At 67.0% G+C, this 13,872-nt stretch carries 13 protein-coding genes, 1 tRNA gene and 1 pseudogene; 5 read left to right on the top strand and 10 right to left on the bottom strand.

Annotated features, from left to right (window positions below; all coding sequences use genetic code 11):
* Positions 1-181: 181 nt before the first annotated feature.
* The gene (locus tag IEY63_RS01590; protein ID WP_189067211.1) at positions 182-1,528 is read left to right on the top strand and encodes an esterase/lipase family protein; all 1,347 of its coding nucleotides are present in this window, start codon (positions 182-184) and stop codon (positions 1,526-1,528) included.
* 1,391 nt (positions 1,529-2,919) lie between these two features.
* The gene (locus IEY63_RS01585) at positions 2,920-3,174 is read left to right on the top strand and encodes a cold-shock protein (protein ID WP_189067210.1); all 255 of its coding nucleotides are present in this window, start codon (positions 2,920-2,922) and stop codon (positions 3,172-3,174) included.
* 298 nt (positions 3,175-3,472) lie between these two features.
* On the opposite strand, the gene IEY63_RS01580 is transcribed toward IEY63_RS01585, so the two are convergent.
* On the bottom strand, positions 3,473-5,671 hold the full coding sequence (locus IEY63_RS01580) for a PAS domain-containing sensor histidine kinase (protein ID WP_189067209.1): 2,199 nt from the start codon (positions 5,669-5,671) through the stop codon (positions 3,473-3,475).
* A gap of 39 nt (positions 5,672-5,710) precedes the next feature.
* Between IEY63_RS01580 and IEY63_RS22580 the strand changes: the two are divergent.
* Positions 5,711-6,823: pseudogene (locus IEY63_RS22580) on the top strand (PAS domain-containing protein); the annotation flags it as partial.
* Positions 6,824-6,907: 84 nt separating this feature from the next.
* Here IEY63_RS22580 and IEY63_RS22410 read toward each other — a convergent pair.
* Positions 6,908-7,042, bottom strand: a complete 135-nt coding sequence (locus tag IEY63_RS22410) for a hypothetical protein (protein ID WP_268239625.1) — start codon at positions 7,040-7,042, stop codon at positions 6,908-6,910.
* Positions 7,043-7,066: 24 nt separating this feature from the next.
* Here IEY63_RS22410 and IEY63_RS22105 point away from each other — a divergent pair, with 24 nt between their 5' ends.
* The gene (locus IEY63_RS22105; RefSeq protein WP_229784414.1) at positions 7,067-7,657 is read left to right on the top strand and encodes a sensor histidine kinase; all 591 of its coding nucleotides are present in this window, start codon (positions 7,067-7,069) and stop codon (positions 7,655-7,657) included.
* Between the two features lie 206 nt (positions 7,658-7,863).
* On the opposite strand, the gene IEY63_RS01570 is transcribed toward IEY63_RS22105, so the two are convergent.
* The 6 genes from IEY63_RS01570 to IEY63_RS01545 all read right to left on the bottom strand — a co-directional run bounded on the left by IEY63_RS01570 (position 7,864) and on the right by IEY63_RS01545 (position 11,173).
* Positions 7,864-7,945, bottom strand: a tRNA-Leu gene (locus tag IEY63_RS01570).
* Between the two features lie 40 nt (positions 7,946-7,985).
* On the bottom strand, positions 7,986-9,239 hold the full coding sequence (gene purD / locus IEY63_RS01565) for a phosphoribosylamine--glycine ligase (RefSeq protein WP_189067207.1): 1,254 nt from the start codon (positions 9,237-9,239) through the stop codon (positions 7,986-7,988).
* Positions 9,239-10,141 carry an MBL fold metallo-hydrolase gene (locus IEY63_RS01560; RefSeq protein ID WP_189067206.1) on the bottom strand — a complete coding sequence of 301 codons (903 nt, stop codon included), beginning with the start codon at positions 10,139-10,141 and terminating at the stop codon, positions 9,239-9,241. The genes purD and IEY63_RS01560 overlap by 1 nt, the downstream gene beginning before the upstream one ends.
* A gap of 70 nt (positions 10,142-10,211) precedes the next feature.
* Complete coding sequence (locus tag IEY63_RS01555; protein ID WP_189067205.1) at positions 10,212-10,385, bottom strand: hypothetical protein; 174 nt, start codon at positions 10,383-10,385, stop codon at positions 10,212-10,214.
* Between the two features lie 60 nt (positions 10,386-10,445).
* On the bottom strand, positions 10,446-10,790 hold the full coding sequence (locus IEY63_RS01550) for an RNHCP domain-containing protein (RefSeq protein WP_189067204.1): 345 nt from the start codon (positions 10,788-10,790) through the stop codon (positions 10,446-10,448).
* Positions 10,787-11,173, bottom strand: coding sequence for a hypothetical protein (locus tag IEY63_RS01545; RefSeq protein ID WP_229784413.1), 387 nt, complete (start codon positions 11,171-11,173; stop codon positions 10,787-10,789). Before IEY63_RS01545 ends, IEY63_RS01550 begins: the two co-directional genes overlap by 4 nt.
* Positions 11,174-11,294: 121 nt before the next feature.
* Here IEY63_RS01545 and IEY63_RS01540 point away from each other — a divergent pair, with 121 nt between their 5' ends.
* Entirely contained in the window at positions 11,295-11,957 is a 663-nt protein-coding gene (locus tag IEY63_RS01540; RefSeq protein WP_189067202.1) for an MOSC domain-containing protein, read from the top strand.
* Between the two features lie 59 nt (positions 11,958-12,016).
* Here IEY63_RS01540 and nadA read toward each other — a convergent pair whose 3' ends face one another.
* Positions 12,017-13,021, bottom strand: coding sequence for a quinolinate synthase NadA (gene nadA, locus IEY63_RS01535; RefSeq protein ID WP_189067201.1), 1,005 nt, complete (start codon positions 13,019-13,021; stop codon positions 12,017-12,019).
* Positions 13,018-13,866 (bottom strand): carboxylating nicotinate-nucleotide diphosphorylase, encoded by an 849-nt coding sequence (gene nadC / locus IEY63_RS01530; protein ID WP_189067200.1) that lies wholly within the window; start codon positions 13,864-13,866, stop codon positions 13,018-13,020. The genes nadA and nadC overlap by 4 nt, the downstream gene beginning before the upstream one ends.
* Positions 13,867-13,872 lie beyond the last annotated feature (6 nt).

Raw genomic sequence — 13,872 nt, 5'->3', positions numbered from 1 at the left:
TGCAGCTTTTTTTCATGTCGCACGCCCTTTCTCCACTCTTCTGAACCCGGGTCAAGACACGCGGTCACCTGGAATGTCACGATCCTGACGTACCCACAATCCACCCGGCGCCCGGCCCCCACACGCTGCCCCCTCCGGCGGGCGGAACGTGGCCGCCTGGACCGCCACCCAGGAGACCGTCATGACCGCATCCCGCCTTCCCCTCACGCTGCTCCTTGCCGTCACCAGCCTCCTGTCCGCGTGCCGCAGCGCCTCCACGCCCCCCACCTCCGTGCGCGCCACAACCGACACCGCCCGACCGGAACCCACCGCGCCCGCCGCCCTCACCGACCTGACCACCACCCAGCCCGGCGGCGTGCCCCTGCGCACCCAAGCGCTCGACAAGAGCACCCCACTGATCCTCGTGCACGGCCTGGGCGGCTGGGGCCGCGACGAGGCGCTCGGCCTGCGCTACTGGGGCGGCCTGAACGACGTGCAGGCCGACCTGCGCGCCCAGGGGTACGCGGTGTACACCGCCAGCCTCGGCCCCGTCAGCAGCAACTGGGACCGCGCGGCCGAGCTGTACGCGCAGATCAAAGGCGGCTGCGTGGACTACGGCGCCGCCCACGCCCAGACGCAGGGGCACGCCCGCACCGACGCGAAAAAATGCTACCCCGGCTTCTACCCGCAGTGGGACGCCGCCCACCCCGTGAACCTGCTGGGCCACTCTATGGGCGGCCAGACCGCCCGCCTGCTCGTCAAACTGCTCGACGACGGTGACGCCACCAACCGCAGCAGCGGCGGCCTGTACGCCGGCGGACGCGCCGGGTGGGTCCGCAGCGTCATGACCGTCAGCTCACCCAACAGCGGCAGCCCCGCCGCCGACACCCTGCAAGGCGCCATTCCCATGTTCAAGAACCTGATCCTAGCTTTCGCCGCCAGTGTCGGCAGCGTCGACCCCGAGAACTTCGTGTACGACTTCGACCTCGGCCAGTGGGGCCTGGCCCGCGCCACCGGAGAATCATTCAGCCGCTACCAGGACCGCGTGTTCGCGTCCGGCATCTGGACCTCCCGCGACCAGGCTGCCTGGGACCTGTCTGTGGACGGCTCCGCCGCACTCAATACGCTCACCGGGCGGAGCCGCAGCACGAAGTACTTCTCCTGGGAAACGAACGCCACCACACCCGGCCTCGTCAGCGGCTGGCACTACCCGAACCTGACCATGAACGCCGCGCTCTCCCCCATCGCCTACCCCTACGCGTGGCCACTCAAGCCGGGGCTGGGAAACATCACCGGGCGCAGCCCCAGCGGCAGCGTCACCTACGACAACTCCTGGTGGGCCAACGACGGCATCGTCCCCAACCGCTCCATGAACGCCCCACTGGGCCAGACCAGCGCCGCCTACACCGGCCAGGTCACCACGCTTGGCAGCTGGTACCGCCTCGGCCGCATTGACGGGTACGACCACATCGACATTACCGGAAACCTCTCCTTCCGCGACGTCAAAGCCTTCTACCGCAACCAGGCGGCCTTCCTGGCCGGTCAATAAGGAGCTGGGGGCGCAGAACACACGACACTGGGCGCACTGAACATCACCAGCCTCTGGCGCAATCTGAGCACTCCCATGGTTGCGCCATCAATGGCCCTGTGGAAACGCAACTTCACTTCAAGTCCGTTCCTTTCGGTTCCTCCAAATCCATCTTCCTGAAGCTCTGGGGGGTTTCAGAAGCGCCTGAACCTCCCTTCGGTCCGCCTCATCAGTCAGCCAGGGGTGGACTACTACAGCCGCGCCACTCAGCTGTCCGAATCAGCTGGGCCTGAGTTTGCCTCCGGAGGTCGGTAACCTCATTGCCCCTCCTTATGAGGAGAGGCGGAGTTGCTTCAACCAGAGCCCTTTCGCTCCAGCCCAGGGCGAGCCGGTCATAGTGGATCAGTGATCACAGGCGGCGAGCGTCCTTCGGCGAAATGGGGAGAATGCCGCTCATGCGACGTGAGTCACCCGGGAATGCTACTCGCCCGGCTGATGCAGCAGGAGAAGCATTCCTGTTCCCTGGCCTTGCGCTCATCGAGGAAGGCAGTTGCACCGGCATATGCCGCCCGGCGACTGGTGGCTCATTCCAATTGCTTCACGTTTAAAAATGTAGAGTGAGAAGGTGATTCACGTGAAAGGGGCGCACACACGGCGCGGCCCAACAGGCACCTGGTAATCCCGGACTGTCCCGCTCACACCTCGCCGAGCATCTGTGCAAGCGTACTGCCGGCCCTCCGCTGCACCAGTCTCTGTGATGCTCAAGTACCTCTCGTTCGGGCAGATGGCCGGCATGCTGCTGCGAACGCAGCCACAGTACACGCGCCTCCAAGCCTTCAAAAGATACGTCTGGATTCTGCACCTCATTCGATAGGTGCGCAGCTGATCCCCCTCATGAGTCAGGATCGTAGCTCCTCGCCCGGGACTTCCGTTTGCCCAGCAGGACGCCTGTTGCAGCATCTGATTTAAGCCCGACCTCGACTGCACGTCTCACGCGGCGCACCCTGAGCCGCCCCTCTGGAGGGCCCATATGACACCAGCATCAGACTTGAGCTTCACCTGGGTACCCGGCACGATGGACCGCGTCCGCTTCACGCACGAAGGCCACACGCACACCGTGTACCTTCGGGATGTCATTCGCAAGGACGTGCACAGTGACAGCGCGCTGTACCTGAAGGGTCGGGTCGTTCTCCCAGTGTCTGCGCTTCACCTCGCGGACCTCATGGGACGGCTCTCGCTGTCCAGAAAGCGCGTGAGCACGGTCGGTTCTTCACCCATGTGAGTTCTGACGCAATATCAGGCGTCAGGTGGTGTAAGATAGGCGGGTAGATTTCCAGGTTCGCACTCAGGGCGCGCACGGGCAATTGGCCCGCGCGCGCCTGCGTTCACTGGAAACCTCAGGAGTTGATTTGATGGCAACAGGTACAGTTAAGTGGTTTAACGCGGAGAAAGGTTTCGGGTTCATTCAGACGGAAGGCAGCCCGGACGTCTTCGCTCACTTCAGCGCGATTCAGGGCAGCGGCTTCAAGAAGCTGAACGAAGGCGACGAAGTGGAATACGACGTTGAAGACGGCCAGCGTGGCAAAGGCCCCCAGGCCAAGAACATCGTGGTCACGAAGGCCGCTCCCGTCAGTGCGCAGAGCAACGGCCGCTACGACCGCTGGTAAGACTGAACAGCGTCAGCGCCCTCTGGGGCGCTTTTTTTTGGCTTGTCGAAGCCGGTGGGGACAGCGTGGGGGAAAGGCATGCCTCACCTTTAGCTTCCCGGGCAGTATCCCCTGCCGTTGATACGAAGGTGAGACACTCTCCGCGTTGCTCCGTGATCAGACCTGATCCGTAAGATTCGATCCGCGCTCAAGGACCATTCACAGCGATTCCATTTCTGCATGCGCTTGCCGTCGCGTCAGGCGTGAATGCACAGCGCGAAGCCGCTTCGTCATCAGTCAAATCCGAAGGCGTTCTGGGCTATACCCTGGGCGTTTTCGGGAGTGAGAACCCGAAGGTCGCGCCCTGCCCAGCCTGCCCTTCGGCCCAGACCTTCCCACCATGCCGCGACACGAGGCGCTTCACGGTCGCGAGGCCGATACCCGCCCCAGCAAATTCCTGCTGGGTGTGCAGGCGCTGAAACGCGCCAAACAGCCGGCCCGCATACCGCGGATCGAACCCTACCCCTTCATCCATGACGAACACCGCCCATTCCTGCGGCCGCTCCTCGACCCAGACGTGCACGGTCGCCTGTTCAGGACTGAATTTCAGTGCGTTGTCCAGCAGATAACGCAGCACCTGCTGAAGGGCGCCCGGATCGCCCTGCACAATCGGGAGCGGGTCCTTGAACCAGGTGACCGGCAGATCGGGGTACCTCAACAGCAGATCCCGCTGCACCTGCTCGACCACCTGCTCCAACGGCACGGACTGCACCGTCAGCAGTGTGCGCCCCGCCCGGGAGAGCGTCAACATGGCGTCCAGCAGCGTCTCCATGCGCTTGCCCGCATCGCTCACCACGTCGAGGCGGCGCGCCAACCGGGTCAGGTCTCCCCGGGCCAGTTCCTTCAGGGCGAGGGTCGCGTACCCGGAGACGTGACGGACGGGCGTGCGCAGGTCATGGGAGACGCTGTACGTGAACGCTTCGAGTTCCTGATTGGACGCGTGCAACTCTGCGTTCGACTGCATCAGCTGCGCGCTGCGTTCCAACCGTTCGATCACCACGCCCAGGTGCCGCATCATGGTCTGCAGCACCGCCTGATCTGACGCCGTCCAGGAACGCGATTCAAACAGCGGCACATTGAACAGGCCCCGGACGTTCCCGCCCACGATCAGCGGCAGCGTGGCATGAGCCGAGACGCCCTGCGCGACCTCCGGATCCACATCCGTTCCCGCGTCGTACACGTCCACAAAGGACGGTTCACGGGTGTGAGCCACGAGATCGAAGCTGGGTGTGGCCCCGACCGGAAAACCAGCGGCCATCGCGGCCTGAAGCAGGACTGATTCGGCGCCGCCCACCTGTGAGCGCAGCCGCCACCGGTTCCCCTCGGCCTCGTAGTACGCCGCGAAGCTGGGGGGGAGGAGCGCCAGCACAAGCTCCTGAGCCCGCCGAATCAGGGTCAGGGGATCCGTCGTCTCCCCCTGGTCTTCCGTGAGCTGAAGCAGGGTTGCCAGCTCCTGGGCGCGGCGGTCCAGGTCGTCACGCTGCTGCGTGAGCTGCTGGGTGTGCACGGCGCGTTCCATGGCCAGGCTCAGCCCGCGGACCACCGCCCGCACGATCGCCTGATCCCGCGCCGCCCACTGGGCTGCGGTCTGGTGCCCCACCGTGAACAGCGCGCGCAGCTCACCCCCGACAAGAATCGGGACCAGCCCAGCGGCGCGGTAGACCGTTGCGGAAGGCAGGTCATTGCGCGCGGCACTCCACTCACTGACGAAGATGGGCGCGCCCTGGCGTACTACCTCCGCGAAGTCCGGGGTGTCCACCGGCACACCCGCCTGGATCTGCTCGACGAGTTCAGGGGATAGTTCAGGCGACCAGGCGACCGGCCGCCAGAGTCCCGCCGTGAGATCCAGTTCGTAGTGCACCACGCCCAGGTCACGGATGTGGGTCTGCACGACGGTCACGGCCTGCTGAGCCAGGAGACGTAGGTCCGTCTCGATGCCCACCGTCTCCGTGAAGCGCACAAAGGCGTCCTGCGCAGCGGCCTGCATCTCCAGCGCCCGAGTCTGATCCCGCACCTGCTGCGCCAGGAGGTCCGCGTGCTGTTCCAGCCGGGCCTGCGCCGCCCGCTGGGCCTCTTCCGCCGCCTTCTGGGCCGTGACGTCTCTGGATGTGGCGAGCAGATGGGTGATCTGCCCAGCCTCATCCCGGAGTGGACCCACCGTCACCGACCACCATTTGAGGTTTCCCTGGAACGTCCTGGCCTGCCCGACAAAGGTCCGGGTCTCACCGGCCCGTGCGGCGTCCAGCGCGGCCTCCAGCCGGACGCGGTCCTCCCCATCCCAGAAGGACGTCAGGAGCGCGTGATGGCACACCTTGAAATCCGGGATCTCCATGACGCGCAGTCCGCCGTCATTCATGCTCAGGAGACGGGCGTCCAGATCAAGGACTTTGATGCAGTCCTCGTTGACTTCAATGATCGCCTGCAACTGGCGGGGCGTGAGATCAGTCGCCGTCGCCATCAGGAGTGACACGCCACAGGAGCACCGGAAAGTCGGGACATGTGCTCAAGAATAGGGCGGCATGCGCGGGTTGCGTGTACCTGTCCACAACGAACGACCGCGACCGGTCTCGCCTTGCGTCGGATGTTGAGGGAGAAGCAGACGCGCCGAAGGGAGTCTGCTCCTCAGACGAGGCGTCGAGCCTCTGGACGGCAGAGTGAGACGGCCGGACCTGAATCTGCCAGATCCACCTTGACCCGCCTGTGCTGCGAGCCGAGCAGCTTTACGCGACAGCACCACCTGCCCGAGGTCATGCGACATGGGAGCGGGCAATGCACTTCGGGCGACCGGGCCGCAGAAGCGGCGGACCGACCTGCAGCGCTTGCCTCGGATCATCCTGCTGTCAGCTGGCTCCTGGGGAAGCGCAGTCGACTGGATTCAATGAAAAGCCGCTGGGACGGGGAGCTCTCCACGGACCCTCTGTGGGAGCATGCTGGCCGATCAATACATCGTCAACACCGCATCGACACATGGCTGGGCGCACGAAATCGAGAGGTACTGCAAAGAGGGAGGCCGAGAGACAAACTCAAAGATTCTGAACGAAGATTGGCCTCATTTCCTACCAAGCCCATGAAATTTCACCGACAGTGGAGCCGGAGGCCAGACAGGGCGGCATGGCCAGCCGCTGACCATCAGCGGTCCATTCAAGAAATCTTCGTTCCCCAGCCCGCTTCCTCACTCATCGGCAGACCTGGAGGTTGCATGAGTCAAACTGACGATCTTCTGTCAACGGTGGAGCGTGCAGCCGAGCCGTCCCACGAGCAGCAGACTGAGATTCAGCTCCTGAAAAATCAGCTTCATGCTGCCCAGGGCGAAGCGCGCCAGGCCCGGCGCCTCTTTACCCACAGTCCACAGGCCGCCTTCACCCTGACGCCCGAGGGCCGTGTCCTGGAGGCCAACCTCCAGGCGAGCGTCATCCTGGGCCGATCGGCCGCCAGCCTGACCGGTCACCGGCTGGGCACCGTGCTGGCACCCTCGTCGCAAGCCACGTTCACAGCGCTGCTCAATCGGGCGTTTGCCAGTGGGGCTCGCGCTGAAGATGAACTGACGCTGCTTGACGCCAACGGAACCGCGCATTCCGTCTTCGCGGCCGTCCAGCGTACAAGTGCGGAGGACGAACCGCCCGTCTGCCAGATGATCGTGACTGCCGTAACGAGCCTGAAACAGGCGCACGTGCAACTGCTGGATCAGGTGGAGTCACTCCAACGGGCTGTTCAGGAACACGAGGTCAGGAATCGGCGTCAGGCGCAGGAGATGCAGGAAGTCGTTCAGGCCACCCAGGTGCACCTGAACCGCCAGCTGACCCAGTTGAGGAACGCGCTGAGTCTTCACCAGACTGAAGTGGAGGCAGCAGGCGTGACTTTCGCGCACCTGGAGACCTCGCAAGCTGTGCTGCGCGCCGCGTTTGGGCTGATGGAGTCGCTGGAGCAGTACCTTGAAGCCCGGCAACTCCGGCTGCGGGCTGGTCCAGTTGACCTGAACCGCATCGTGTTGGACGTGAGAAGGGACCTCGAGGTCGTGCTTGACGGTCGGAACGTGGAATGGTCACCGGCGCGGCTGCCCACCGTCCTGGGGGACAGTCGGGCCCTGCGGATCATCCTGCGGGAGTACGTCAGCAACGCCCTGAAGTTCACCCGAACGCGGGACGTCACCCGCCTGCAGTGGCACGTCGAGGATACGGAAGGGCATTACCTGATTGGCCTGCAGGACAACGGCGTGGGATTCAACCAGCGGCAGAAGGACAGGGCCTTCGAGCTGTTCGGGCGCCTTCACCCCACAGGCGTGTACGAGGGAACAGGCATCGGGCTGGCCGTCGTGCGGTGGCTGGCGGAACGGGGAGGCGGACGGGCCTGGGGAGGAGGCAAGGTGGATCAGGGGTCCACGTTCTGGGTGGCCTGCCCCAAGTTGCCCAGCCGAGATGAAGGGCACAGGAACAGTCGAACCTAAGTGTGTGCGAAACGTCTGCCGACAGATAAGCTCGTGTCGGCACCGGATGACGAGCTCTGAAGACGTGCGCAACACCAGTACAGAGTGATGCAGCTGGAAAAGTTCTGCGTCCTGGCCGCAGGCATGAAGAGCGGACCACTGAACCAAATGAATCTGCTTCGTACCACGTACCAAAAAAAGCCCGTCGTGGACGGGCTCTTTCCTGTTGGTGCCGGTGAGGGGACTCGAACCCCTACGGTTTCCCGCTCGATTTTGAGTCGAGTGCGTCTACCATTCCGCCACACCGGCGTGGGTGCGTGGGGAATGGTAGCGCCTGAGCGTGGGCTGGTCAAACGGACGTGTGGTCGGGGGTGGCGCCGATACGGGCGCCGATGTCCTTCCTGAGCTGAGCGCCGGGAAAATCCACCCGGTCGGCAAGGGCGTAGGCGCGGCCCAGGGCGACATTCAGGGTGTCAGCGACGGCGGTAACGGCGAGCACACGGCCCCCGGTGCTGATCAGTCCATTGGTGCTGGCTGCCGTGCCGGCGTGGTAGATGATCTCGTCCGTGCTGGGGGTGGGCAGGTCGAGGGGAATCCCCTTCTGAGGTTCGCCGGGGTAGCCGGGCGCGGCGAGGATGATGGTCGCGCTGGCGGCGCCGCGGAACCGCACGGTGTCCGGCTGGAACTGACCGCGCGCGGCGTCCAGGGCGTGCTGCGCAAGGTCGCTGTCCAGCAGGGGGAGGACCGCCTCGGCTTCGGGATCGCCGAAGCGGGCGTTGAATTCCACGACTTTGGGGCCGTGCGGCGTGAGCATTAGCCCGGCGTACAGCACACCCCGGAAGGGATGCCCGTCGGCGCGCATGCCGGCCAGGGTGGGTTCGATGATGTCGCGCCGCACGACCTCCATCTGCTCCGGCGCGATCGGGAAGGGGCAGATGACGCCCATACCGCCGGTCATGGGGCCCGTGTCGCCCTCGTGGATGGTTTTGTGATCCTGGCTGGGGGGCGTCAGAGCGTACGTGGTCCCGTCGGTCAGGGCGAGTACAGTGACTTCCTGCCCGGTCATGAAGTCCTCGATGACGGCCTGAGCGCCCGACTGGGTGAAGATGTCCTGCAGCGCCGCGCGTGCATCGTCGGTGGTGTGGGCGATGGTGACGCCCTTCCCAGCCTTCAGGCCCGCGTCCTTCACCACGATGGGTGGCGTGAGGGACGCGACGTGCGCCTCGGCGGCCTCTAGGTCGCTGAAGGTGTGGTGAGCGGCGGTGGGGATGCCGTGGCGGTGCATGAACGCCTTGCTCCAGGCCTTGTCCCCTTCAAGGCGGCTCGCGGCGCGGGTGGGTCCGAACGCTGGAATGCCCAGCGTGTCGCATTCGTCCACGACGCCCGCCGCGAGGTACGCTTCAGGCCCCACGATGACGACGTCCACGCCCTCGGCCTGGGCCAGGCGGGCGAGGCTCGCGGCGTCCTGGGCGCTGACCACCACGCGGGCCAGTTCGGCCATGCCGGGGTTGCCGGGTGTGCACAGCACCTCGTGACCTGCGCGGGTGCAGGCGTGCACGATGGCGTGTTCGCGGCCGCCGCCCCCGATCACCAGGACGCGCATCAGGCGGTCCCGCGCGCCGCGCGGCGCTGCCAGTAGCGGATGAGGCCCTGGACGCTCATCCAGGGTGGGCAGGCGAAGTCGTAACGGGCGGGCAGGGTGGGGTCTTCCAGCTTCAGTTCGTGCATCAGGTCCTCGGTGAAGGCGTCGGTGATGGCCTCGGGGGTGTGCCCGGCCTCCAGGCCCGCGCGGATCCGCTCCGCGTCGGCGGTCATGGTGGCGCGCAGGCCTGCCCAGTGGGCGGGGGTGTTCGGGTACGCCCCGAAGTGCGCGAGGTGCAGCGTCCGGGCGTCCAGCGTCTCCAGCGTGGAGAGGCTGTCGCGCCACGCGTCCAGATTGATGTCTGGCGGGGGGGTGGGCGCGCGGGGTGTCTGAGCAGCGTCCAAGCGGATGCCGCCAACGTCACCCAGGAACAGGTCGTCACCAGCGTGGTAGGCGACGTGGTGCACGGCGTGCCCGGGCGTGTACAGCACCCGCACGGCCTGGTTGCCCAGCGTCAGCGTCTCGCCGCCGCTCAGGACGGTCAGGCGCTGGGGGTCGATGGGCTGCATGGCGCCCCATAGGGTGTCCATGTGCTCGCCGTAGATCTGCGTGGCACTGGCCAGCAGCCGCTCGGGGCGCGACAGGTGCGCGGCGCCCCGCTCGTGCACGTACGCGCGGGCCTGCGGCACCCGCTCCAGCACGGTGCCTGCGGCGCCTGCGTGATCAAAGTGAATGTGCGTGAGAAGCACGTGCCGCACGTCGCTCAGGGTGGCGCCCAGTCCGGCCAGTCCGGTCTCCAGTGCGTCCAGGGTGCTGCCCGGCCCGGTGTCCACGACGGCCAGTCCGTCTCCCGTGTCGAACACGCTGGACGCGATCACGCCAGCCACACCCTGGAAGTTCAGATCGATCGTCTGGACGGTCACTGGTGCCCCGGGACAAAGAAGCGCACGGGGGGCTGGCCGCACCCGGCCTGCGGGCGGTGTGTCCGGGTGCTCATGCGTTGCCGGTCAGGCGCGCGCCCAGCAGCAGGAGCGCCGCGACGTACTGAACGTACGCCACGGTCCGCAGCGCCCCCACGTTCGGCGCGGCCTTCAGCGGGCCGAAGGTCAGGGCCAGGATGCCGCTGGCGCTCAGGAGAATCAGAATGAAGAAAACCCACAATCCCATGCCCGGCAGAATACCGTGCGTCCCCGTCCGCCCGCCGGGACGCGCCGAACGTGGCGGCTGTTACTCGCGCCTGCGGCTGCTGATGGCGATCAGGGCGTCCCAGCTGTCCGGCTGCCCCGGGTCGTCCAGCGCCGCGCGGTTCCGTCCGGTGAAGCCGCACTTCCGGCATCGGTGCACGATCACCCAGCCTTTCTTGCCACTCTGATCGACGTCCACGGGTTCCATTACGCCGTGGCAGTCGCAGGCGCGGTCGCCGGGCATGACGTCCACGTGCAGGCTATGCAGGCACGTGGGACAGTGGTTCCGCACCGAACCGTTCTGCAAGGGCTGCACCGTATGGCTGCAGTTCGCGCAGGTGAACGCGTTGTTCGTCCCCTGCACCGTGAAGCGCCGCTCGCCGCTCACGCCCGCCGCCCGGACCGCTGCGCCCAGCGGGAGTCGAGGAACGCGCGGATGCTGGGCGTCCCCACCAGCGCCGTGCACAGCAGCAGGTACCCCAGGCCCGCCACGCTGACCACCCAGCCGCGCCAGGAGGCACTGCCCGCCAGCATGCCCACGATGAACACCAGGAAACCGGCCAGCATCCCGAAACTGACCGTCAGGCGCCACGCCCACACGCTGCCGCGCCACACCATGCCCAGCAGGAAGGCCGTCCCGGTCGCGTACAACACCTCGCGTCCGGCGCCTTCCGTCTGCCCCTGGACAAGGCCCGCCAGGAAGGGCAGAACCGTCAGGCCGAACAGGGACACCAGCACGGCCAGGGTCGGTACGCGGCCCGCATCAGCCATAGCAGGATCGAAGGGGGAGGTTGGGGGGACGGCACTCACGCCCTGCATTCCAGCACACCCGCGCGAACCTGACGAGGACAGCGGTCACCACGGCCCGCGCCGGTCACGCTACGCTGCGCTCATGACCTCCTTCACCCTGAACGCCGTGTGCATCGGGCAGCCCACCGCCCTGCGCGTCGGGAAGCGCGACGACATCAGCGGCATCGACAAGCACCCCGTCCCGGGCCGGGTCACGGTGGGCCTCGGGGGCCTGGACGGGGATCACGTGAACAACAAGAAGCACCACGGTGGCCCCGATCAGGCGGCGTACCTGTACACCGCGCCGGATTACGACCACTGGACGGCCGTGCTGGGCGAGGCCCTGCGCCCGGGCACGCTGGGCGAGAACCTCCTCCTGAGTGGCCTGGAATCGGCCGCGCTGCGGGTGGGGGACCGCCTGACCGTGCACGGCCCGGACGGCGAGGTGGTGTTCGAGGTGACGGCGCCCCGGATTCCCTGCGCGACCCTCGCGGCGCACATGGGGGACGGGACCTTCGCCAAGCGGTTCGCGCAGGCCCGCCGGCCCGGCGCGTACCTGCGCGTCCTTCAGCCCGGCACGGTCGGTGCGGATGACCGCGTGACCTTCACGCCTGCCGAGGAAGGCGCGCCGACCATCGCGGAGCTGTTCGACCTGTGGTTCGGCGCGAAACCCGACGCGGCGACCCTGGAAGGGTACCTGCGCTGGCCCCTGGCGGTCCGTCTGCGCCGGGACGTCGAGGAGGAGCTGAGCAAGGCGAGCCGCTGAGCCGAAGTCCATGGGGAGAGCGCAGACCGGCCATCAGTCTGCGCTCCCTTTGCCTGCTGCTACCCGATGGCGAGCATGCGCTCAATGGGTTTCAGGGCCAGGGCGCGGATGTCGGCTGGAACGGTCACGCGCGGCTGGAGGTTCTCCAGCGCGTCGCGGATGTTTTCCAGGGTGATCATCTTCATGTACTCGCAGCAGGCGGTGCGGCTGACGGGAATGAAGGTCTTGTCGGGCACGTCGTGTTCCAGGCGGGTGACCATGCCGGTCTCAGTGACGACGATAAATTCCTGCGCGGGGCTGGCCTTGGCGCGGTGAATCATGCCCTCGGTGGAGTACAGCTGCAACTCGGGAATGGCGCCCAGGATCCTGCTGGAGCAGCCGCACTCGGGGTGAATCAGGAGTTCCGCGTGTGGGTACGCCGCCTGCTGGCCCTGCACGTCCTCGGGGCGGATTGCCTCGTGCACGTGGCACGCGCCGTCCCAGACGTCCATGGCGCGGCCCGTCTCGCGGATCACGTGCGCGGCCAGGAAGCGGTCCGGGGCGAACAGGACGGGCACGCCGCCCGGGAGGCTCTGCACGACCTGCACGGCGTTGCCGCTGGTGACGCAGTAGTCGCTCTCGGCCTTCACGTCGGCGGTGGTGTTCACGTACGTGACGACCAGCCCGCCGGGGTTCAGGGTTTTCCAGTCGCGGATGCCCTGCGCGGTCACGGTGTCCGCCAGCGAGCACCCGGCGCGCAGGTCAGGCAGCAGCACGGTCTTCGCCGGGTTGAGGATTGCGGCGGTTTCCGCCATGAAGTGCACGCCCGCGAACACGATGACGTCCGCGTCGGTCTTCGCCGCCTGCCGGGAGAGGCCCAGCGAGTCCCCGACGAAGTCCGCGATTTCCTGAACTTCGGGCCGCTGGTAGTTGTGCGCGATGATCACCGCGTTGCGCTCCTTCCGGAGGCGCTCGATGTCCGCGCGGAGCTGCGCCTCGTCGGGCAGGACTTCCAGTTGCAGCAGGTCGCGGTGCGGGGTCTGGGTGCGGGGGATGACGGGATTCACGGCGTTCGGGTCGGTCATTTCGGGTCCTCGGGGAGGGGCATGAAGTTCAGGCTGATGTCCAGCGCGGGCGCGGAATGGGTCAGGCCGCCGGCGCTCACGTAATCCACGCCGCTGGCCGCGACGGTCGGGAGGCGGGAGGGCGTCATGTTCCCACTGGCCTCCAGCGTGACGTGTGGAGCCAGGCGGTCCCGGACCGCGACCGCCTGGGCGAGCAGGTCGTCACTCATGTTATCCAGCAGCACGCGGTCCGCCCCGGCGCGCAGGGCTTCCTCCAGCCCGGCGAGGTCCGGCACCTCGCACTCGACCTTCAGGAGGTACGCGGCGTCCCGCGCGCGGCGGATGGCCTCAGTGATGCTCCCGGCGGCGGCCACGTGGTTGTCCTTGATCAGGATGCCGTCGTCGAGACCGGCGCGGTGGTTGAACCCGCCGCCGTGCCGCACGGCCTGTTTTTCCAGGTCGCGCCACAGCGGCGTGGTCTTGCGGGTGTCGAGCAGTCGCGTGCGTGCGCCGCCCAGGGCGTCCACGTGGCGGCGCGTCTGGGTGGCCACGCCCGACAGGCGCTGCATCAGGTTCAGCGCCAGCCGCTCCCCGGTCAGGAGGCTGCGCGCCGCGCCCCGCACCGTCCCGATGGGTCCGCGCGACCGGGCCTCGCCGTCACAGGCGGTCCAGGTGACCGTCACGGCCGGGTCCACGAGCGCGAACACGCGCGTGGCGACCTCCAGGCCACTCAGGACCCCGGCCTCCTTGAGCAGGAATTCGGCGCGGGCCTGCTGCGCGGCGGGAATGGTGGCGAGGGTCGTGGCGTCGCCGCGGCCGATGTCCTCGGCCAGGGCGGCGCGCAGGCGCTCCTCCAGACTCAGCACGGGGCG

This window comes from Deinococcus radiotolerans (assembly GCF_014647435.1).
Classification (GTDB): Bacteria; Deinococcota; Deinococci; order Deinococcales; family Deinococcaceae; genus Deinococcus; species Deinococcus radiotolerans.
This window is presented reverse-complemented; position numbering and strand designations above follow the sequence as displayed.